Origin of the sequence: Bradyrhizobium sp. 141 (assembly GCF_023074055.1) — a bacterium.
In the GTDB taxonomy this organism is placed as follows: domain Bacteria; phylum Pseudomonadota; class Alphaproteobacteria; order Rhizobiales; family Xanthobacteraceae; genus Bradyrhizobium.
The window spans coordinates 86,384-106,867 of the sequence record NZ_JADPKR010000103.1 but is presented as its reverse complement, the minus strand read 5'-3'; the positions used below and the strand labels follow the sequence as shown (position 1 = coordinate 106,867).

The 20,484-nt window shown below is 64.1% G+C and carries 16 protein-coding genes; 13 read left to right on the top strand and 3 right to left on the bottom strand.

What is annotated here, in order from left to right; all coding sequences use genetic code 11:
- Positions 1–238 precede the first annotated feature (238 nt).
- A complete protein-coding gene (locus tag IVA81_RS31900; protein WP_247325406.1) occupies positions 239–1,459 on the top strand; it encodes an FAD-dependent oxidoreductase in 1,221 nt (406 codons plus the stop codon).
- Here the strand turns inward: IVA81_RS31900 and rbsK are convergent, their stop codons facing one another.
- On the bottom strand, positions 1,460–2,377 hold the full coding sequence (rbsK, locus tag IVA81_RS31895) for a ribokinase (protein ID WP_247325404.1): 918 nt from the start codon (positions 2,375–2,377) through the stop codon (positions 1,460–1,462).
- A 6-nt stretch (positions 2,378–2,383) separates the two neighbouring features.
- On the bottom strand, positions 2,384–3,277 hold the full coding sequence (locus IVA81_RS31890; RefSeq protein WP_246924573.1) for a sugar kinase: 894 nt from the start codon (positions 3,275–3,277) through the stop codon (positions 2,384–2,386).
- 212 nt (positions 3,278–3,489) lie between these two features.
- Between IVA81_RS31890 and IVA81_RS31885 the strand changes: the two genes are divergently transcribed.
- From IVA81_RS31885 to IVA81_RS31835, 11 genes are all read left to right on the top strand, one after another.
- Positions 3,490–4,338: a VOC family protein gene (locus IVA81_RS31885; RefSeq protein ID WP_247325403.1), complete on the top strand. Its 849-nt coding sequence runs from the start codon at positions 3,490–3,492 to the stop codon at positions 4,336–4,338.
- A 267-nt stretch (positions 4,339–4,605) separates the two neighbouring features.
- Positions 4,606–5,313 carry a TetR/AcrR family transcriptional regulator gene (locus IVA81_RS31880; RefSeq protein ID WP_247325401.1) on the top strand — a complete coding sequence of 236 codons (708 nt, stop codon included), beginning with the start codon at positions 4,606–4,608 and terminating at the stop codon, positions 5,311–5,313.
- 417 nt (positions 5,314–5,730) lie between these two features.
- Complete coding sequence (locus IVA81_RS31875) at positions 5,731–6,540, top strand: ABC transporter permease (protein WP_247325398.1); 810 nt, start codon at positions 5,731–5,733, stop codon at positions 6,538–6,540.
- A gap of 52 nt (positions 6,541–6,592) precedes the next feature.
- Positions 6,593–7,585, top strand: coding sequence for an ABC transporter substrate-binding protein (locus tag IVA81_RS31870; protein WP_247325396.1), 993 nt, complete (start codon positions 6,593–6,595; stop codon positions 7,583–7,585).
- A gap of 14 nt (positions 7,586–7,599) precedes the next feature.
- The gene (locus IVA81_RS31865; protein WP_247326046.1) at positions 7,600–8,430 is read left to right on the top strand and encodes an ABC transporter ATP-binding protein; all 831 of its coding nucleotides are present in this window, start codon (positions 7,600–7,602) and stop codon (positions 8,428–8,430) included.
- Between the two features lie 203 nt (positions 8,431–8,633).
- Complete coding sequence (locus IVA81_RS31860; protein WP_247325395.1) at positions 8,634–10,031, top strand: hypothetical protein; 1,398 nt, start codon at positions 8,634–8,636, stop codon at positions 10,029–10,031.
- On the top strand, positions 10,028–11,179 hold the full coding sequence (locus tag IVA81_RS31855; RefSeq protein ID WP_247325393.1) for a Gfo/Idh/MocA family oxidoreductase: 1,152 nt from the start codon (positions 10,028–10,030) through the stop codon (positions 11,177–11,179). Before IVA81_RS31860 ends, IVA81_RS31855 begins: the two co-directional genes overlap by 4 nt.
- Positions 11,180–11,191: 12 nt before the next feature.
- Complete coding sequence (locus tag IVA81_RS31850; RefSeq protein WP_247325392.1) at positions 11,192–12,382, top strand: dihydrodipicolinate synthase family protein; 1,191 nt, start codon at positions 11,192–11,194, stop codon at positions 12,380–12,382.
- Positions 12,382–13,245 carry a sugar phosphate isomerase/epimerase family protein gene (locus IVA81_RS31845; protein ID WP_247325391.1) on the top strand — a complete coding sequence of 288 codons (864 nt, stop codon included), beginning with the start codon at positions 12,382–12,384 and terminating at the stop codon, positions 13,243–13,245. Before IVA81_RS31850 ends, IVA81_RS31845 begins: the two co-directional genes overlap by 1 nt.
- Positions 13,246–13,459: 214 nt before the next feature.
- Complete coding sequence (locus tag IVA81_RS31840) at positions 13,460–14,965, top strand: TIR domain-containing protein (protein WP_247325390.1); 1,506 nt, start codon at positions 13,460–13,462, stop codon at positions 14,963–14,965.
- A 10-nt stretch (positions 14,966–14,975) separates the two neighbouring features.
- Positions 14,976–18,260: a WD40 repeat domain-containing protein gene (locus IVA81_RS31835; protein WP_247325389.1), complete on the top strand. Its 3,285-nt coding sequence runs from the start codon at positions 14,976–14,978 to the stop codon at positions 18,258–18,260.
- Positions 18,261–18,483: 223 nt separating this feature from the next.
- Here the strand turns inward: IVA81_RS31835 and IVA81_RS31830 are convergent, their stop codons facing one another.
- On the bottom strand, positions 18,484–19,401 hold the full coding sequence (locus IVA81_RS31830; RefSeq protein WP_247325384.1) for a Spy/CpxP family protein refolding chaperone: 918 nt from the start codon (positions 19,399–19,401) through the stop codon (positions 18,484–18,486).
- Positions 19,402–19,413: 12 nt separating this feature from the next.
- On the opposite strand from IVA81_RS31830, the gene IVA81_RS31825 reads away from it, so the two are divergent.
- Entirely contained in the window at positions 19,414–20,181 is a 768-nt protein-coding gene (locus IVA81_RS31825; protein ID WP_247325383.1) for a hypothetical protein, read from the top strand.
- The last annotated feature ends 303 nt before the right edge of the window (positions 20,182–20,484 follow it).

Below are 20,484 nucleotides of genomic sequence, written 5' to 3'. Positions count from 1 at the left end.
GGAAATCCCCGGCAGGAGGTGGTTGCTGCAACTAAATCGCAGAAGGCGAGAGGTGACAATCCCCGGGCCGCCAGTGCTCCGGCGGCTCTTGCGCTGGGCGGAGCGATAGGCTCAAATGGGGCCGCCTTCGCCAAGGAACGGACACGAGCGCCGGCTCCTCGTAAGGCCAGCAAATCAAAATCAGCGAAAGAGGAGACGACATGGGTCACGCTCGTGTCTCCGGAAGTAGGCTGCTCCAATGACCGACGGTCCGGTGATCATCGTCGGTGCGGGCCATGGCGGCTACCAGGCCGCGGCATCCCTGCGTCAGGCGGGCTTTTCGCAGCGCATCTGCCTCATCAATGACGAGGCGCATCTGCCCTATCAGCGGCCGCCGCTGTCCAAGGCCTACATCAAGGGCTCCGCCGGGCCTGAGAGCCTGATGTTCCGGCCGGAGAAGTTCTACCACGACCAGAACATCGAGCTGATCGCGGGCCGCGCGGTGTCGATCGACCGTGCGGGCCGCAAGGTCCTGCTCGCCTCGGGCGAGACGCTGCCTTACGGTCACCTCGTGCTGGCGACGGGCGCGCGCAACCGGCTGCTTGATCTGCCGAATGCCAATCTGCCTGACGTGAAATATTTGCGCATTCTCGACGAGAGCGAGGCGCTGCGCGCGGTCATGCCCTCGAAGACACGGGTCGTGGTCATCGGCGCCGGCTTCATCGGCCTGGAATTCGCCGCGACCGCGCGGATCAAGGGCCTCGAGGTCGACGTGCTCGAGCTTGCCCCGCGCGTGATGGCGCGAGCCGTGACGGCGGAGGTTTCGGAGTATTTTCAAGAGCGCCATCGCCAGGCCGGCATCTGCATCCATCTCGGTGTGCAGGCCACCTCGATCGAAGCCGAGAACGGCAAGGTCACCGGCGTCTCCTTGAGCGACGGACGGCATCTGCCCGCTGACCTCGTCGTGGTCGGCGTCGGTGTGCTGCCGAACATCGAGCTGGCGGCCGAGGCCAGATTGCCGGTCGCGGCGGGCATCATCGTCGACGAATATCTCTCGACGGCCGACCCAGATATCTCCGCGATCGGCGATTGCGCGCTGTTCGCCAGCCCGCGCTTCGGCGGATCGCTGCGGCTGGAATCCGTGCAGAACGCCACCGACCACGCCCGCTGCCTCGCGGCGCGGCTGACCGGCGACAAGAAGTCTTACGACAGCCATCCCTGGTTCTGGAGCGATCAGGGCGATGACAAGCTCCAGATCGCAGGGCTGACCACCGGCTACGACCGCGTCGTGCTGCGCGGCGATCCCGCCAAGAAGGCGTTTTCCGCGTTCTGCTACAAGGGCGAGAAGCTGCTCGGCATCGAGTCCATCAACCGCGCCGGCGACCACATGTTCGGCCGCAGGTTGCAGGGCATGGACCGCTCGATCACGCCGGAGCAGGCCGCCGACGAAAGTTTCGATCTGAAGAGCGCGTTGGCGTGATCAGCTTGCGGTGATCGCTGCGGCGACCTCCGTGGCCGTCGGCATCGACGGCCCGGCGCCCATCCGCTGCACGCTGATCGAGGCGGCGGCGTTGGCGAAGGTGAGGGCGGCGCGCAAGGGCACACCGTCAGCCAGTTGCGCCGCTAATGCGCCGACGAAGCAATCGCCGGCGCCTGTGGTGTCGACCGCCTTCACGGCGCGCCCGGGCACCGCGACCTCTTCGCGCCCCGCAAGCGCAAGCACGCCGCGCTTGCCGAGCGTGACGCAGATGGTCTGATCCTGCCGCGCCTGAAGCTGCCGCGCCACGTCGAAGATCCGTGCGGCCTCGTCGCTGTCTGACAGTTCCACGCCGGCGAGGAAGCCAAGCTCGGTCTCGTTCAGCACGAGGATGTCGACCAGCGCGAGCAGCTCGCCGGACATAATTTGCGCCGGCGCCGGGTTGAGAACGGTCACAACGCCAGCCTCGCGCGCGCGCCGGAAGAAGGCGGCGATGGTCGGCAGCGGGATCTCGAACTGGCTGACTGCGACATCGCCCTTTGCCACCGGCACATCCGCGACATCATCCGCGCTGACCAGGGCATTGCTGCCGGGAATGACGACGATGGTGTTGTCAGCCTTGGCGACCGTGATGATCGCGGTGCCGGTGTGCGCCTCGGCCGTCTCCTTGATGGAGCCAAGATCGATACCCTGATCGCCGAGGAACGTCCTCAACTCGGCCCCAAACGAATCCCTGCCCAGCCGCCCGATCAGCGTCGTCCCTGCGCCAAGCCGTGACGCCGCCACCGCCTGGTTCGCACCCTTGCCGCCCGGAAAATACAGCACCTGCCGGCCGGCGACGGTCTCGCCGACCTTGGGGTGGCGATCGGCGGTCGCCACCACATCCATGTTGATGCTGCCGGCGACGAAGACGCGCCCCATTTGAATCTAGACCCTGACCTCGAACTCGTGCCTGACCTTGGCGATGTCGACCAGCGTCGGCAGGCCGGCCTCGTTGCCGAGGCGCTGGATCTTATAGGTCGAGGCGGCGCGGGCAAAATCAAAGTGCTCGCGCCAGCTTTTGCCGGGATGGGCGAGGTAGGAATAGACATAGGCGCCATGAAAGACGTCACCGGCACCGTTGGTGTCGATCACGCGCTCGCGCGGAATCGGCATCGCCGGCATCACCTGCACCGTCCCGGTTTCGTCGTACCAGAGCAGGCCCTTCTCGCCCATGGTGATGCCGCCGATCTTGCAGCCGCGGCTCTTGAGGTAGTCGAGCATCTTCTCCGGCGTCAGGTCCATTTGCTCGCACAGGCGCTCGGCGACGATCGCGACATCGATGAATTCCAGCAGCTCATGCGTGTTGGTGCGCAGTCCGCCGCCGTCGAGCGAGGTCAAAATACCGGCCTCGCGGCAGACCTTGGCATAGTGGATCGCCGCATCCGGCTGATGGCCGTCGACATGCAGCGCGCGGCAGCCGCCGAGATTGAGCATCGGGAAGGGATGGATGTGCTCGTCGTCGCGGCAGCGGACGATGGCGCGCTTGCCGTCCTTGGGCATGATGAAGGAGAGCGAGGACTGGTTCACCTTCCGCCCGTGCAGCGAGATCGCGTATTTCGCGCACATGTCCTGGAACATGCGCCCCAGCCAGTCATTGGCCGCCGTCGCAATCAGATCGGGCACGATGCCGAGCTTGGCGCAGCAGAACGCTGCCGTCACGGCGTTGCCGCCGAAGGAGACCGCGTAGTCCGACGCCACGTGCTTCTCGTCGCCGGTTGGCATGTGGTCGGTGATGAAGACGACGTCGATATAGGTCTGTCCGATGAAGAGAGCCTGCATTGCTTGTCCGTGATGCGCTTGTGGTCCCGGCCGGCGGGATTACTCTAGCACCGGTTCCGCTCCGGAGGGACGCTGAAATTATTCGCAAAACTGCCGCCCGGAGCGCTTGAGGTCAGCAGGGTGCCGGAATACGACCATGTCAGGCCAATGCCAAGCCCGGACAATCGCCGTCTTTCGGTCCGTGGGTTCCAAGTCGATCAAATGGGTGCAGGATGATCACCGGGCTCGATCACATCGTCGTTCTGGTGAGCGATATCGCTGCGGCCAAGGCGGCCTACCAGACGCTGCTCGCTCGCGCGCCGGCCTGGCAGAATTCGGGCGAGGGCGCCGACCGGGTGCTGTTCACGCTCGGCAACATGACGATCGAATTGATGGCGCCGAGCGGCTTCAGCGTGACTGCGGATCGCATGCGCGCACTGCTAGACGACCAGGAAGGCGTGCTCGCCAGCCTGTGCTTTCGTGTCGCAGACATCGGCAGAATGCACCGGCGGCTGGAACGGGTGGCCTTGAGCCCGGATCCGGTTGCAGAGGTCGAAAGCAGCGACGCTGAATCAGGCAACGTTCTGCACTGGAAGCGCACGCGGGCCGCCACGGAGCTCACGCGCGGTGTACGCATGTTCTTCCTCGAATTGGCCGACGAGCGTCCCAAGTCGGCCGCGACCGACATCGCGCCGATCGACGCGCTCGACCATGTCGTGATCACCACCGAGGATTCCGAACGCGCCGCCGCGCTCTACGGCGCGCGGCTCGGCCTCGACCTGGCGCTCGACCGCTCGCACCAGGATTGGGGCCAGCTGATGTTCTTCCGCTGCGGCGACCTCATCGTCGAGGTGGTACGCCGGCCCGTCGCCGGCGGTGACCTCACGCATGACCGTCTGTGGGGCCTGAGCTGGCGCGTCGCCGACATCGATGTCACGCGCGCCCGCCTGATCGCTGCTGGCCTCGACGTCACCGAGGTCCGCAACGGCCGCAAGCCCGGGACGCGGATCATGACGGTGCGGAACGGGACCTGCGGGATACAGACGGTGCTCTTGGAGCGCTCGCCGAAGCCGGTGGATTGAGGGGCGCTGGTCTCTCCTCTCGAAGACTCCTGTAGGGTGGGCAAAGCGTAGCGTGCCCACGTCTTGGTGACTTGATAGAAGACGCGGGCACGGCGCAAGTGCGCCTTTGCCCACCCTACGAGGCTGTCCTCCGTCATTGCGAGCGAAGCGAAGCAATCCAGAATCCTTCCGCGGTGACAGTCTGGATTGCTTCGTCGCTTCGCTCCTCGCAATGACGGCGGGGCCGTGGTACATGGCATACCGACAGCACCCAGCGAGCACCCCGGTTTGGCGAAGGCAAAGCGAACTCTGAAATGGCAGCGCGACCCCGAGGGGATGCGGCTGCGCATTCTCGAAGCCGCCAAGCAGGAATTTTCCGCCCATGGCCTTGCCGGCGCGCGCGTCGACCGCATCGCGGCCAAGGCCGGCGCCAACAAGCGCATGCTCTACTACCACGTCGGCAACAAGGACGAGCTTTATCTGGCGGTGCTCGAAGGCGCCTATGACAAGATCCGCAGTGAGGAGCGCGGGCTCGATCTCGAACATCTCGAGCCGCCCGAGGCCATCCGGCGCCTGATCGAGTTCACCTGGAATTACTTCCTGCGCAATCCCGAATTCCTGTCGCTGCTCCAGACCGAGAACCTCGCGCGCGCAAAGCACCTGAAGAAGTCGACCAAGGTCAAGTCGATGCACTCGCCCTTCGTCGAGATGATCCGCACCGTGGTGCGCCGCGGCGTCGACAGCGGCGACTTCCAGGTCGCAGTCGATCCGGTGCAGCTCTACATCTCCATCGCAGGGCTGTGCTTCTTCTATCTCTCGAACTCGGCGACGCTCAGCGTGATCTTCGGCCGCGATCTCCTGGATAAGAAGGCCAAGGACGAGCGATTGGCACACATGGTGGGCCTCGTCCTTGCTGCGCTGACGGGACAGTCGGTCGCGCTGTTCGAGATTGCCAAAGCGCCGAAGGCGCGCGCGGCCGTGGTGCAGACGGTATAGCAACGCGGTCAATTGGGCGGATGGAGCGCTACTGCTGCTGCAAACTCCGTCATTGCGGACGTAGCGAAGCAATCCGGAACTCTTTCCGCAGCGGTAGTCTGGATTGCTTCGCTGCGCTCGCAATGACGCGGTGGAGGCGGGCGGGCGCCCCAAGGGCACTCTCGTGCCCCGGACGCAGCGCAGCACGCAAGTGATGCGCTGCAGGGCCGGGGCCCATGATTCAGCGGAGCGTGCGGCTCTGGGTCCCGGCTCTGCGCAGCAACGCTAGCGCGTTGCAGCGCGTCCGGGACATGGAAGCATCCGTTCGTCGGCTCCGCCCACCGGAACCCGCCGCAAAACGTCACAGGGAAAGCTCTGGACAGTATTTATCCAACGGGTTAATTTCTCCGCCAACGACAAGACTTCCGGGAGTGAAAATTGGCCGAGCTGAAGCAGCAAGGTGCAGTGTCCAAGGTGCTGAACGCGGCCTGGGTTCGGCCGTTCTTGTTCCTGGTTTTCATCGTGGTCGCCTGGGATCTTTCGATCCGGCTGTTCAGGATTCCCGCCTACCAGATCCCGGCGCCCCTCGATGTCGTCGCGGTGCTGCGCACGGAATGGCCGGAACTGCTCCGCCAGTCCTGGCCGACGACCTATGCGACCGTCTGCGGTTTCGCGCTGTCCGCTCTGTTCGGCATTCCCGTCGCGATGCTGATCGCGGGGTCCAAGACGGTGGAGAGCTACGTCTATCCGCTGCTGGTGTTCTCGCAGTCCGTGCCCAAGATCGCGATCGCGCCGCTGTTCGTGGTCTGGTTCGGCTTCGGCATCATTCCCAAAGTCATCTCGGCATTCCTGCTCGGTTTCTTCCCGGTGGTGGTCTCGGCCGTGCAGGGCTTTAAATCGGTCGACCCCGACATGGTCGATCTTGCCCGTGCGATGCAGGGCAGTCGCTTCCAGGTGTTTTGTGCGGTGAATCTGCCGCACGCGCTGCCCGCGATCTTCTCAGGGCTCAAAGTGTCGGTGACGCTCGCTGTGGTCGGTGCCGTCGTCGGCGAGTTCGTGGGCTCCAATTCCGGCATCGGCTACGTGATGCAGCGCTCGATCGGCACCTTCGATTTGCCGACGATGTTTGCGGCGCTGGTGATCCTCGCGCTGCTCGGCGTGATCCTGTTCTGGGTTGTGGACCGGATCGAGAAGCTGGTCATTCCCTGGCATGTCAGCCAGCGCGAGGACGTGATTTTCGCCTCTTGATTTCAAGCAACGGCCACCAACGGCCGAAACATAACGGCAAGGGAGAGTGACGATGAAGCGGTGGATAGGGGCTGTCTCGGCGGTGCTGATGACCTTCGCGGCCATGCCGGCGCAGGCGGCCGACAAGGTCGTGCTGATGCTGAACTGGTACGTCTATGGCGAGCACGCGCCGTTCTATTACGGCAAGGCCAAGGGCATCTACGCCGCCGAGGGCATCGACCTCGAGATCCAGGAGGGCCGCGGCTCGGCCGCGACCACCCAGGCCGTCGCCGCCAAGACCGCCGACTTCGGCTATGTCGACGTCCCCACCATGATGCGGGCCGCCATCAAGGGTGCGCCCGTGGTTGCGACCGGCGTGCTGCTCCAGACCTCACCGATGTCCGCCATGGGCTTCGCCGACAAGAACATCAAGAAGCCCGAGGACATCAAGGGCAAGACGGTGGCGATCACGCCGGCCGACTCCATGACCCAGATCTGGCCGCTGTTCCTGAAGAAGACCGGCCTCAAGGAGAGCGACTTCAAAACCGTTGCCGGCGACGGCCAGACCAAGCTCAACGCCGTCATCAACGGCCAGGCCGATCTCCTGCTCGGCTACGTCATGGACCAGTCGATGAAGATCAAGGACGCCACCGGCAAGGACGTCTATCCGATCAAGTTCGCCGACTACGGCATCAACATGGTCTCCTCGGGCATCATCGCCAACACCGACTATGTGAAGGCCAACGCCGATCTCGTCCGCCGCTTCATGTCGGCGACGACCAAGGCGGTTGAAGCCGCCGAGAAGGAGCCAAGGGCCGCGGCACAGTCGATCCTCGATGCCAACCCCAAGGGCGGCAAGATCGATACGCTGACGCAAGGCTTCGAGCTGACCATTCCGCTCTACCGGACCGCGGAGACCAAGAGCAAGCGGCCGTTCCAGGTCACCGATCAGAACATGACGGACTCGGTCAATCTGATGGTCGAGTACGGCGGCCTCGATGCCAAGGCCAAGGAGAACCCGAAGGCCTTCTACACCAACGACTATCTGCCGAAGAGTGGCTCGTGAAACCTGCGACAGTCATGAGTGAAACCGCGCAGCCGGCCGCACATCTGAGACTGGTGAGCGACCGGGCTGCCGGCGATGCGTCGGGCATCAAGCTATCAGGCGTGTCCAAAACCTACCGGACGCGCGATGGCGATGTGCCCTCGCTGCGGCCGCTCGACTTCCACATCAACGACGGCGAGTTCTTCGTCGTGGTCGGTCCATCCGGCTGCGGCAAGTCCACGCTGCTCAAGCTGATCTCCGGCCTGCTGCCGCCGACGACGGGCGAGATCCTGGTCGAGGGCGAGAAGGTGACGACGCCGCACGGCAATGTCGGCATCGTGTTCCAGAATGCGCTGCTGCTGCCTTGGCGCAATATCCTCGGCAACGTGATGCTGCCGATCGACATGAAGCGGCTGCCGCGGCAAAAATATCTCGATCGCGCCAAGGCGCTGTTGAAGCTGGTCGGGCTCGAAGGGTTCGAGAAGAAGTTGCCCTGGCAGCTCTCCGGCGGCATGCAGCAGCGCGCCTCGATCTGCCGCGCGCTGGTGCACGATCCCAAGATCATGCTGATGGACGAGCCGTTCGGCGCGCTCGATGCGCTGACGCGCGAGCGCATGAATGTCGAGTTGATGCGGATCCAGCGCGAGACGAAGAAGACGGTGCTGCTGATCACGCATTCGATTCCGGAGGCGGTGTTCCTCGCCGACCGCGTGCTGGTCATGACCGAGCGCCCCGGCGCGATCGCCGCGATCTACGACGTGCCGCTGCCGCGCCCGCGTTCGCTCGACGTAATGGCCGATCCTGTTTTCACCGAGCTCGTGCAGCGCATTCGCAAGCATTTCTTCTCGCAAGGTGCATTGGATTAAGGAAATGCGTTTGGTGTTGGCCGTAACCAAGGAGACGGTGCGCTCCCTCCCCCGCTTGCGGGGGAGGGTCGGGGAGAGGGTGTCTCCGCAATGGGACAATCCCCAAGAGGAGAAAGCCCTCACCCGCACTTTGTGCCGACCTCTCCCGCAAGCGGGAGAGGTGCACCGTCCGCGCGGCCAGATTTGTGGGACCAAGTAGCACCATGTCCCCGCGCCTGAAGCTGCGAGACATCTCCTTCTTCGAACGTCCCGTGCAGTTCGCGCGGCCGTTCCGCTTTGGTGCTGTGACCATCAATGCGACGCCGCAACTGTTCGTGCGGGTCGAGATCGAGGTCGAGGGCAGGGGAAGCGCGGTCGGCGCCAGCGCCGAGCTGCTGGTGCCGAAATGGTTCGACAAGCGGCCGGAGTTGTCGCTGGCGCAGACGGTCGATGGTTTGCGTCGGTCGCTGGAAATCGCGCGCGGGTTCTATCTGGCACGGACGGGATTTCTGACGGCGTTTGACCTACATGCCTCATGCATTGGTGCCCAGGTCGCGACCTGCGCAAAAAAGAACATTCCGGCGCTTGCGGCGGCCTATGGTCCGGCGGAGATCGACAAGGCGATCCTCGATGCGCTGCTGCGCGGCGTCGAGACCAGCTTTTTCGACGGGATGGCCGTCAACATTGCCGGCATCGACGCGCGGCTGTCTCCTGACCTGAGCGAGAGGGATATCAGCACGTTTCTCTCCGGCCGCAAGCCGCTAACCCGTGTTGCCATCAGGCATACCGTCGGCCTCGATGATACCGTCCAAGGCGAGGGCGGTGTTGCCGATGCCCACGAAAACGCCGGCGCAAATTACTTCAAGCTGAAGCTGTCGGGCGATCCTGTGGCCGATGCGTCGCGGCTGGTGCGGATCGGCAAGGAGCTGGATACGCTTGGGCGCGGCACCAAGGTGACGCTCGACGCCAACGAGCAGTACGCCGATCTTGCCGTGCTGGGCGCGCTGATGGACCGGCTCGATCATGATCCCGCATTGCGGCCGATCGCTTCGCGCTTGCTCTATGTCGAGCAGCCGATGCCGCGCGACATCACGCGGCAATTGCCGCTTGGCTCGCTGGCTTCGCATGGCTTCATCATCGACGAGGCCGACGATTCCTACGATGCATTCCCGGCGGCGCGGGCGCTGGGCTATTGCGGCATTTCCTCGAAGTCCTGCAAGGGACTGTACAAGTCCATCGTCAACGCGACGCGTGCGGCGAAGTGGAGCGCGGGCGGAGACAGGTTCTTCGTGACCGGCGAGGACCTCACTTGCCAGGCAGGCCTTGCCGTGCAGCAGGATCTCGCGCTCGGCGCTTTCCTCGGCGTCACCCACGCCGAACGCAACGGTCACCACTATGTCGACGGCTTTGGCGAGACGCCCTCCGCTGAAGCGCAAGCCTTCGCGGCCGCGCATCCCGATCTCTATGCCGATGCCGGGCAGGGCATCCGCCTCTCGATTCACAACGGCGATCTTCTTACGGGATCGCTTCATGCAACGGGCTTTGCGACGTCGGTCCATCCGGATTGGTCGGCACTGCGCCCGCTCGAACAGCCGAAATCACTTCAGGAGCAAACGGCATGACCACCCAACGCCTCGGTCTCATCATGAACGGCGTCACCGGCCGCATGGGGCTCAACCAGCATCTGATCCGCTCGATCGTCGCGATCCGCGAGCAGGGCGGCGTCCGCCTGAAGAACGGCGATCGCGTGATGCCCGATCCGATCCTGGTCGGCCGCAGCGCCGAGAAGGTCGAGGCGCTCGCCAAGCGCTACAATATCACGCGCTGGACCACCGACCTTGATGCGGCACTCGCCGACAAGAACGACACCATGTTCTTCGACGCCGCGACTACGCAGGCGCGCCCTGGTCTTCTGACCCAGGCCATCAACGCCGGCAAGCACGTCTATTGCGAGAAGCCGATCGCGACGAACTTCGAGGAGGCTCTGGAAGTCGTCAAGCTCGCCAACGCCAAGGGCGTCAAGCACGGCACAGTGCAGGACAAGCTGTTCCTGCCGGGCCTCAAGAAGATCGCCTTCCTGCGCGACTCCGGCTTCTTCGGCCGCATCCTCTCGGTGCGCGGCGAGTTCGGCTATTGGGTGTTCGAAGGCGGCTGGCAGGAGGCGCAGCGCCCGTCCTGGAACTACCGCGACGAGGACGGCGGCGGCATCATCCTCGACATGGTCTGCCACTGGCGTTACGTGCTCGACAATCTCTTCGGCAACGTCCAGAGCGTCGTCTGCATCGGCAACACCGACATCCCCGAGCGTTTTGACGAGCAGGGTAACAAGTACAAGGCCACGGCGGACGATTCCGCCTATGCCACCTTCCAGCTCGAGGGCGGTGTCATCGCCCATATCAACATGTCCTGGGTCACGCGCGTCTATCGCGACGACCTCGTCACCTTCCAGGTCGACGGTACGCACGGCTCGGCGGTCGCAGGCCTCACCGACTGCATGCTCCAGGCGCGGCAGGCGACGCCCCGGCCGGTCTGGAATCCCGACGAGAAGCGGCTGCACGATTTCTACGGCGACTGGCAGAAGCTGCCCGACAACGTCACCTACGACAACGGTTTCAAGGAGCAGTGGGAGATGTTCATCCGTCACGTCTACGAGGATGCGCCCTACAAGTTCACGCTGCTTGAAGGCGTCAAGGGCGTGCAACTCGCCGAATGCGCGCTGAAGAGCTGGAAGGAGCGGCGCTGGATCGACGTCGCCCCGATCAAGGCCTAAGGAGGGGACGAGATGAACAAGCCCGTCCAGCCGATGTCCTCATTGTCGCTCAAGCTGCCGAAAGCCGACCGGTCCATCGAGACCTACCGGCTTGCGGCCTCGCGAACGTTCCCGGCAAAGCTGGAGGGGCCGCTGAGCCGCATCGCCTTCTCCGCCGTGCACACCGTCGTCGATCCCTTCGCCGACAACGATCCCTGGCTGTCGGTCGCGGTCGACTGGGACAAGACCATCGCCTTCCGCGAGCACGTCTGGGATCTCGGCCTCGGCGTTGCCGAAGCCATGGACACCGCGCAGCGCGGCATGGGGCTGGACTGGCCGACCTCGCTGGAGCTGATCACGCGTTCGGTCGGTGCCGCAAAGCGCCGCAATGCGCTCGTGTTCTCCGGCGCCGGCACCGATCATCTCGCGGTTGAGGATGCCAGGAGCATCGACGACGTGATCCGCGCCTATGAGGAGCAGGTCTCGGCGGTCGAGAAGGTCGGCGGCCGCATCATCCTGATGGCGTCGCGCGCGCTGGCGAAACTCGGCCGCAACGCCGACGACTATGCGAAGGTTTATGATCGCGTGCTGTCGCAAGTCCGAGAGCCCGTGATCATCCATTGGCTCGGCGACATGTTCGATCCTGCGCTGACGGGCTATTGGGGCACCAAGGATCTCGACAAGGCGATGGACACGGCTGTGGCCATCATCAACGGCAATGCCGCCAAGGTCGATGGCGTCAAGGTCTCGCTGCTGGACAAGCAGCGCGAGATCGACATGCGCCGGCGCCTGGACAAGCGCATCAAGATGTATACCGGCGACGACTTCAATTATGCCGAGCTGATCGCCGGCGACGAGCAGGGCTTTTCTCACGCGCTGCTCGGCATCTTCGACGCGATCGCGCCGGCGGCGTCCTACGCGCTGTCGCGGCTGGCGGCCGGCGATGAGGCCGGATTCCACGACGTGCTCGGAGCGACCGTCCCGCTGTCGCGCCACATCTTCAAGGCGCCGACGCGCTTCTACAAGACGGGCGTCGTGTTCATGGCCTATCTGAACGGCCATCAGGATCATTTCACCATGGTCGGCGGGCAGGAGAGCACGCGCTCGACGCTGCATTTGGCCGAGCTGTTCCGTCTCGCCGACAAGGCCGGCCTGCTCGCCAATCCTGAACTCGCGACGCAGCGGATGAAGACCGTGCTCGCCACCCACGGTATCGAATCCTGATGCGCGATTTTTCGTCCGACCACCGCTGGCTGTCGCTGAACACGGCGACCGTCCGCAAGCAGGGGGACCTCGTCGCGATCATCGATGCCTGTGCGAAGCACGGCATCCGCGCCATCGATCCCTGGCGCGATCAGGTCGCATCCGTCGGTATCGAGCGTGCCGCGCGTGCGGTGCGCGATGCCGGCCTCGATCTCTCAGGCTATTGCCGCGGGGGCATGTTCACCTCGGACGCCTCGCGACGGAGCGAGGTGCGCGACGACAACAAGCGCTGCGTCGATGAAGCCAAGGCGCTGGGCGCACCCTGCATCGTGCTGGTCGTCGGTGGCCTGCCGCAATATTCGCGGCCGGGCAGCGAGGCCTCGAAGGACATCGCGGCGGCGCGTGGGCAGGTCGAGGAAGCGCTCGCCGAGATGCTCGACTACGCCAAGCAGGCGAACCTGCCGCTGGCCATCGAGCCCTTGCATCCGGCCTACGCCGCAGACCGCGCCTGCGTGAACACGACGAAGCAGGCGCTCGACATCTGCGACCGGCTCGATCCTGCCCGCACCGGCATGCTCGGTGTCGCGCTTGACGTCTATCACATCTGGTGGGACCCGGAGCTGATGGGCCAGATCGCGCGCGCCGGCAAGGACCGCCTGCTCGCCTTCCATGTCTGCGACTGGCTGGTGCCGACCAAGGACATCCTCAACGACCGCGGCATGATGGGCGACGGCGTCATCGACATCAAATCGGTGCGTCAGGCGGTCGAAGCGCAGGGCTTTGCGGGTTATTCCGAGATCGAGATCTTCTCCAGCGACTGGTGGGGCAAGCCGATGGACGAGGTGCTCCGCACCTGCATCACGCGCCATAAGACGGTGGTGTAGCAGGGCGCCTTGCTTGCGGCATTCTGCCACAGAACGGCGCAATCATCGATGCCGAATTTGTGATCCTCCGCAAGTGGCCTATTTCACATAAAATCACCTGAGGTTGCTGCAGTTTTGTCAGCTACGGCAGGCAGGCTTTTTGCCTGCCCCGTTCTCTTGCACGTCCTTTTGCCTTTCGCGACGCTGGCGGTGAAGCGCGTCGCATGTCGTTTGGATGGCGCGAATGGATTTCAAGAATGACGTTTTCATCAGTTTTAGCCATATCGACAACGAGCGGATCAGCGACCGGTTCGACGGCTGGATTACCCGCTTTCACATGGTGCTGGCGAGACTCCTGAGCAAGCACCTCGGCTCGGAAGCGAAGATCTGGCGAGACACCAGGCTTGCCGACGGCCATGTGCTGCAAGACGAGATCATCACCCAGTTGCAGCAGTCGGCGGTAATGCTCTCGGTGATTTCGCCACGCTATCTCAAATCGGAATGGTGCACGCGGGAGATGCACGAGTTCTGCGAGCACGCTCGGCGGAGCGGCGGGCTGGTGGTCGGCAGCACGCAGCGCCTGGTCCCAATCGTCAAGACACCGGTCGACGGCCCGCTTCCGCCAGTCATGAAGGACGTTTGGGTCCGCGATTTCTTTACGTTGGAAGACGGTGTGCCCATCGAATTCGACGAGGCTTACGGCGAAAAGTACGGTCAGGATTTCCTCAAGCAGGTGCTTCAGCTTGCCTTTCGTCTCAAGGAGGCGCTCAACGCCCTGCGCGGCAACGGCTCGCCCGTGTCGCAGAAGCCGGTCGTCTACCTCGCCGAATGCGGCCACGACCGCAGGCGTGACAGGGAGATGATCGGCGGGGAGTTGTTGAGGCTCGGATACACGGTCCTACCGGATCGTCGCCTGCCTCCCGACGAAGACGAATGCGTCGCAGTCGTGGACGATATGCTGTCACGCTGCGCGTTGTCGGTCCATCTGGTCGGGGCCGGTTATGGGGCGGTGCCGGACGGTCCCTCCGGCAAATCGGTCACGATCCACCAGAACGAGCGCGCCGTGGCGCGCGCCAAAAGTGGCGGGCTCAAGCGCCTGATCAGTCTGCCAGCAACGACCCACTCGGAACAACCGGCGCAGCAGGCGTTCGTCAAGGCGCTCCGCGAGGATGCCGAGGTGCAATACGGAGCCGATCTCATCGCTGGCGACGTCGAAGAATTGAGGGCGTCGATTCGCGCCACGCTGGAGGCGATCGAGCGGCCCGCACCGGTGCGCGTCAGCCAGGTGGAGGCGGAGGTGGCGGAGCAGGACAACGGACTGATCTATCTCATCTGCGACAAGAAGGATCGCGAGCGCAAGATCGCGAATCCGTTGAGAAAGGTATGCCGCCAGCTCGGCTTCAGGGTCGAGACGCCCGTATTCGAGGGCGATGCGGCGAGCATACGCAAGGCGCATAGGGATCTACTTGGAGCATGCGATGCGATCATTCTGTTCTACGGCGCCGGCGATCCCACGTGGAAGCGCGCAATGGAGAGTGAACTCAGGAAGGTCGGCGGCTATCGGCGCGGCAAGGCGCTACCGGCGCGATACACCTGCGTGGCCGGGGAAAGCACCCCGGACAAGCAGGAGATCGTCGAGACGGAGGACGACGGGCTGATTGTCGCTCTGGAAGGGATGACGGATGCGGCGTTGACGAACTCGGTGAAGAACGCCTTCAAGAACCGTGGCTTGCCCCAATGAGGGATTCGTCATGAGAGAGCTGGCCCAGGACGCGCTGGAAAATCCGTTCCCAGGGTTGCGGTCTTTCCAGGAGGAAGAGGAGCATTTGTTCTTCGGGCGCGAGAATCAGGTCGACACCATGGTTGACAAGCTCGCCGCGACCCATTTCCTCACTGTGGTTGGCACGTCCGGCAGCGGCAAATCCTCCCTCGTCAATTGCGGACTGCGGCCGGCGCTGCGCCGGGGTCTCATGGCTGGCGCCGGAACGTCATGGCGCATGGCGCAGTTCCGCCCGGGCAACGAACCAATCCGCGCAATGGCGCGTGCACTCGTCGAAGACGACGTGGTGTTCTCCGATGATGACGACGACGTTCTCCCGCTTCCACAACTCGTCGAGACCACCTTGCGCATGAGCAAGCTTGGGCTGATCGATGTCTTCGAGCAGGCGGGGCTCGGCGAAGACGTCAATCTTCTGCTTGTGGTCGACCAGTTCGAGGAGCTGTTCCGCTATCGGCAACTCGTCATCGCGAGCCCGGACGAAGGACGTGCCGCGGAAGAGGTGACGGCCTTCGTGAACCTGCTGCTGGAAATCAGGGAGCGTGCACCGGCGCGGATTTTCGTCGTTCTGACCATGCGTTCCGATTTCCTCGGGGATTGCACCCAATTTCCCGGGCTCGCCGAGGCGATCAATGCCGGACAATATCTGGTCCCGCGTCTGACGCGCGAAGAGCGCCGCGACGCGATCGAGGGGCCGGTCCAGGTGCGTGGTGCGGAGCTCTCGCCGGTGCTGCTGACGCAACTCGTCAACGACGTCGGCGATAACCCGGACCAATTGTCGATTCTCCAGCATGCGCTGAACCGCACCTGGGCCTATTGGCGAAAGCAGGGCGGCCAGGGTCCGCTGAAACTCGAACATTACGCGGCGATCGGTACGATGGCCAAGGCGCTCAACCAGCACGCCGACGAGGCGTTGCGCGATCTGGCGAACGACCGGCAGAGGCAGATCTGCGAGAAGATGTTCAAGGCGCTCACGGACAAGGCGAGCGATCCGCGTGGCGTCCGTCGTCCGACCATGGCCGCAACCCTGTGCGCCCTGAGCGATGGGAGCATGGACGAGATCACCAGCGTGGTGGACGTGTTCCGCGAGAAGAGCCGCTCTTTCCTGATGCCGTCGATCAAGGAAGAGCTGCGCCCCGATTCGGTTGTCGACATCTCGCATGAGAGCCTGATGCGGGTGTGGGAACAACTGAATAGCTGGGCCAACGAGGAGGCGCAGTCGGTTCGCGTGTATCGACGGCTCGCCGAAGCGGCGCAGGAGTACGATCGAGGGGAGACAAGCCTCTACACCGATCCTCAGCTTCAGGTCGCGCTCGATTGGCGCAAGCAGAACAAGCCCAATGCGACGTGGGCCGACCGCTATCATCCCGGCTTCGCCGGGGCGATGGCTTTTCTGGATAAGAGCAGGGCCAAAGCGACCGAACAGAAACGGCGTCAGCAACGTGCGCTCCGGATCACGCAGGCGACAGCGCTCGGCATGTCCTTGCTTGCCGCCGCTGCCGGCTACTTTGGCTGGATGGCTCGCCAGGCGTCGGTCGATGCGGACGCGAGTCGCGAAATCTCCCGGCGCGCCCTTGTGCAATCGGAGCGCTCGAAATCAAGTCGGCTTGCAGTGTTGGCGGCGCAAGATCCAAACAATCAGTCCAAGAAGATTCTGTTGGCGTTGGAAAGTCTGCCGGACCAGAAGAGCTCGGACGCAGACGTAGCAGGACGGCCGCGAATTCAGAAAATGCAGCAGCTGCTCGCCAGCTCGATCAGAAATCTGCGCGAAGTCCTGATTTTCGATGGTCATACGAAGGCCGTCAACAGCGTGGCCGTCGTGGCCGACGGCAAGCGCATCATCACCGGCTCTGACGACCGCACCGTGCGGCTCTGGAACTCCGGCACAGGCGAAGAGCTTGCGCGTGTTGAGGTTGAAGATGCAATCCTGGGCGTTGCCGCTTCGTCCGATGGACAGCGCATCGTTACAAGGCTTGCAAATGGAGCGGTGAGAGTCTGGCCCGCCAGTCTGCAAGGAACGTCGTACGCGCTCGATCGTCACGGCAGTCACGTCTTTTCCGTCGCACTGGCACAAGATGGCACGCGCATTGTGTCCGGGTCAGACGACGGTGTCGCGCGCGTCTACGATGTCGATAGTGGCAAGCAACTGCTCGAACTGGAGAAGCAAACCAACGCGATTCTCGGCGTGGCAGTGGCGCCCGGCGCCGAGAAACTTGTCACGGGTCAGGCTGACAGGACGGCCAGGGTTTGGGATGCAAGAACGGGCAGCGAATTGCTCAAGCTTCAAGGGCACTTGCGGTCGGTTTCAGGAGTGGCCGTGTCACCGGATGAGACCCGGATCATAACGTGGTCTGCAGACCGTACGGTTCGATTGTGGGACAGCAAGTCAGGCGAGGAATTGCAACGAATCGAGCTCAACGCCACTCCGCTAAGCGTTGCGTGGGCACCGAACGTAAACCGAACGAACGCGATCGTTGTTGGAGCAGATGATGATTCCGTGAGCGTATGGGCCGTGGCTCAACGCAAGGATGCGGCCTCCATTCTCGCGACAAAGACTCTCGAGTTCATTCGATTGAGAGGTCACGGTGGCGATGTCCGGAGCCTGGCCATCACGCCTGATGGTCGTGCGATCGTTACGGTATCGGCAGACAACACGGCGAGAATTTGGAAGGTCGTGAGGCCGTACGCAGAGGTTGACACGCCGGACGATACAGCGGTCTCGCAGGTGCTTGTCGAGGTCGGGAGGCGGGTTGTGCCCCGTTGTCTCACCCTCGACGAACGCATCGACTTGGAGTTGACGCCCAGGCCTCCGACTTGGTGTATCCAGCAAGGTAAGTATCCCTACAACACGGAGTTCTGGCGCGATTGGGAGGCCGGAAAGCAGCGTTTGGACCCGAAGCTTTCGGATAAATTCGGCAATTTCTCTGACGATGTCCTGAAGAAGGGCGGCGACGCTCGAATTGCATTGGATGCCGCCCAGCTCGGCATTGATTTCGATCCCTCGAAGCTCTGGACAAAGGTCAATCGCGCGCATGCGCTCATGTTCCTGGGCCAGACGGACTCGGCTCGTAAAGAATATCTGCAACATTGCGCAGAAAAATTGGAGGTTGAGGGAGCCGTTACCTGGCGAGACGGAGTCTTGCAGGATTTCCAGAAATTGCGTGCCAACGGCCGTTCTGACCCGCTGATGGACGAGATTGAACAAAGGTTTGGTTCTAGTGGTTGTCCGCCGGCGCCCTATAAGCTGTGGCGGTGGTGACGGCAGCGCCAAAGGCCGGTGAGCTGATGAAGGCGGCACCGAGCGCTCGCACGGAAGTCTACGTTAAGCACTCTCACCCAATCGCACAGGTCACACTCAAGAAGCCGCGGAATCGCACCCGTCCGCCGCGGCTCCACCGCTACGGCATAGTTCGGGAAGCGCGCGAGAAAGTGCGAGATAGCGATGGCCTCCGGCTGATGTCGCCGGGCAGCGCTGGCAGCGGTCACGGCCCTGCGACCTGTTGCAGCGTGTTGAAGCGCGCCTTCTGCTCGCTGCTCAGCGTGGCATAGAATTCGTCCAGCGCAGGTTCGACCAGCTTGGCGGCCGTCAGCATGGCCTCAAGCCGGTGCTGCATCGCCTCCAGCCGTCCGACCGGCGTCAGAGGCACATCGTTCGGACAGGCCGCTTGTAGGCCCTCGACGCCCTTCGCCGTGGCTTCGCCGAGGCGGTCGAGAGCCTCCTTTTGCTTACCTGCGGGGTGGAGCACGGCCTCGATCCTCTGGATCGGCAACTGGGTCAGGCTGGACTTGGGATCGCCGCAGGCCTCGGTGCTGGCTTCCTGCGGCTGTGACGAGCGCTCGCCGACATGGGGGCCAAGCGCGTTGAAGTGGGCTTGCTGCTCGTCGCTGAGCGAGTTGTAGAACTTCTCCAGGGCTGGCCGCACGATCTTGACGGCTTCCAGCGTCGCGCTGATGCGGTTCATCATGGCGCGCAGGCGGCCAGGCGGAGTCAGTGCATAGGTCTCCGCACAGGAGTCCTTGAACACATCGGCAGCGTTGGCCGCCGCGGTCTTCAACTCGTCGAGCAGTGCGCGTTGTTCCGGCGCCGGCCGTACCGCTCGCGCGATATCGTCAAGCGGCCAGGCGGTCACGCCCTTGTCCGGTGTGCCGCACAATTGCCGTAGCGTCTGCGGGCTCACGTTGGCGCGCGGCCGCGCGCGGCCGCCGCCGGCTTGCGGATCGTCATTGGGGTTGATGCTGGCATAGGCGGAATAGGGGCCGTCACCACCCCAGAACACGGTGTCGACAAAATCGTCATAGGCGTACGCCCAATAGCCGGGCTCGTAGGCATAGGACCAGAACGTGTAGTTGAAGATGTCGGAATAGGCGTAAGGCCAGAACACCGGCCCAAGCCACGCCACGAACACTGCGGGATGGCGGTGACGCCAGGCCTGCCGGGGCGCCCAGCCGCTCTGACGGGCGACGAGGGCCGCTTGGGTCTGCGGAGTAGTCTGCGCGCGGAAGCGCTCGGCAAATCGTCCGCGCTCGGCGGCCTGCGCTGCGGCCGCAAGCGCCGGAGCGCGCCCCGCCGGAGCCTGGAGTCCGAGTCGCTGCTGGCGCGCCAGGTCACTTTGTTGCGCGCGCTGCTCACGGCCGAGCAAGCGGTTCTGGGTCTGGAGCATCCGCTGCTGCTCGCGTTGCGCTCGCGCGCCTTCCACCTTTTGCGATTGCAATTGCTGAACGCGCTGCTGGAGGCGATCGATGCGGGTCTGGCGCTCCGTCGTCTGGCGCGACAGCATCTCGCGCTGTCGCTGCTCGACGTGCTGCGAGCGCTGTTGGACGCGTTGCTCGCGCTCAAGAAGGCGGCTCTGCGACTGCAACAACCGTTGCTGCTGGTGTTGCGCCCTTGCGCCTTCCGGCTTCTGCGATTGCAATTGCTGCACGCGTCGCTGCATGCGGTCGATGCGGTCTTGGCGTTCCGCGGATTGGCGCGAGAGCATCTCGCGCGGCGGTCCCGATCGCTCGCTCACGGCCTGGGGTGCACTTGGGCGAGAAGGGGCGGCGATATGCGGTGTCGGCCGCGGCGCCATGGCCGGACGTTGCGGCGCTGCCGGCGCCCGATGGAATTCGCGCCGGGGCACCGCCACCTGAGGGGCGGCTCGCGGGGCGCTGAAATGCGGGGACGGACGCGGTGGCGGTGAGGCGATGTGCGGCGCCGGACGTGGCGCCATCGCCGGCCGCTGCGGCACGGAAGGTGGATGGAAGGCCGGCGCGGCGGGACGCGCCATGGCTGGCGGCGCCGCCGGACGCGCCATCGCGGGCGGTGCCGCCGGACGGGCCATGGCCGGTGGTGCTGCTGGCCGCGCTGCCGGGGCTGCCGCTGGACCGGGTGGTCCGCCTCTTCCGTGTCCGTGGCCCGGCCCTTGGGCGAACGCGCCGACGCTCGCCGCCAGCATCGAGACACCAACCAAACCAGCCGTCAGGCAAACGCCACGCGGAAGCAT

Bases quoted from the DNA above. Each gene is read 5' to 3' on its own strand.
- IVA81_RS31900 (WP_247325406.1), top strand. From the start codon at position 239: ATGACCGACGGTCCGGTGATCATCGTCGGTGCGGGCCATGGCGGCTAC.
- rbsK (WP_247325404.1), bottom strand. From the start codon at position 2,377: ATGGGGCGCGTCTTCGTCGCCGGCAGCATCAACATGGATGTGGTGGCG.
- IVA81_RS31890 (WP_246924573.1), bottom strand. From the start codon at position 3,277: ATGCAGGCTCTCTTCATCGGACAGACCTATATCGACGTCGTCTTCATC.
- IVA81_RS31885 (WP_247325403.1), top strand. From the start codon at position 3,490: ATGATCACCGGGCTCGATCACATCGTCGTTCTGGTGAGCGATATCGCT.
- IVA81_RS31870 (WP_247325396.1), top strand. From the start codon at position 6,593: ATGAAGCGGTGGATAGGGGCTGTCTCGGCGGTGCTGATGACCTTCGCG.
- IVA81_RS31865 (WP_247326046.1), top strand. From the start codon at position 7,600: ATGAGTGAAACCGCGCAGCCGGCCGCACATCTGAGACTGGTGAGCGAC.
- IVA81_RS31860 (WP_247325395.1), top strand. From the start codon at position 8,634: ATGTCCCCGCGCCTGAAGCTGCGAGACATCTCCTTCTTCGAACGTCCC.
- IVA81_RS31855 (WP_247325393.1), top strand. From the start codon at position 10,028: ATGACCACCCAACGCCTCGGTCTCATCATGAACGGCGTCACCGGCCGC.
- IVA81_RS31850 (WP_247325392.1), top strand. From the start codon at position 11,192: ATGAACAAGCCCGTCCAGCCGATGTCCTCATTGTCGCTCAAGCTGCCG.
- IVA81_RS31845 (WP_247325391.1), top strand. From the start codon at position 12,382: ATGCGCGATTTTTCGTCCGACCACCGCTGGCTGTCGCTGAACACGGCG.
- IVA81_RS31840 (WP_247325390.1), top strand. From the start codon at position 13,460: ATGGCGCGAATGGATTTCAAGAATGACGTTTTCATCAGTTTTAGCCAT.
- IVA81_RS31835 (WP_247325389.1), top strand. From the start codon at position 14,976: ATGAGAGAGCTGGCCCAGGACGCGCTGGAAAATCCGTTCCCAGGGTTG.
- IVA81_RS31825 (WP_247325383.1), top strand. From the start codon at position 19,414: ATGGCGGTGACGCCAGGCCTGCCGGGGCGCCCAGCCGCTCTGACGGGC.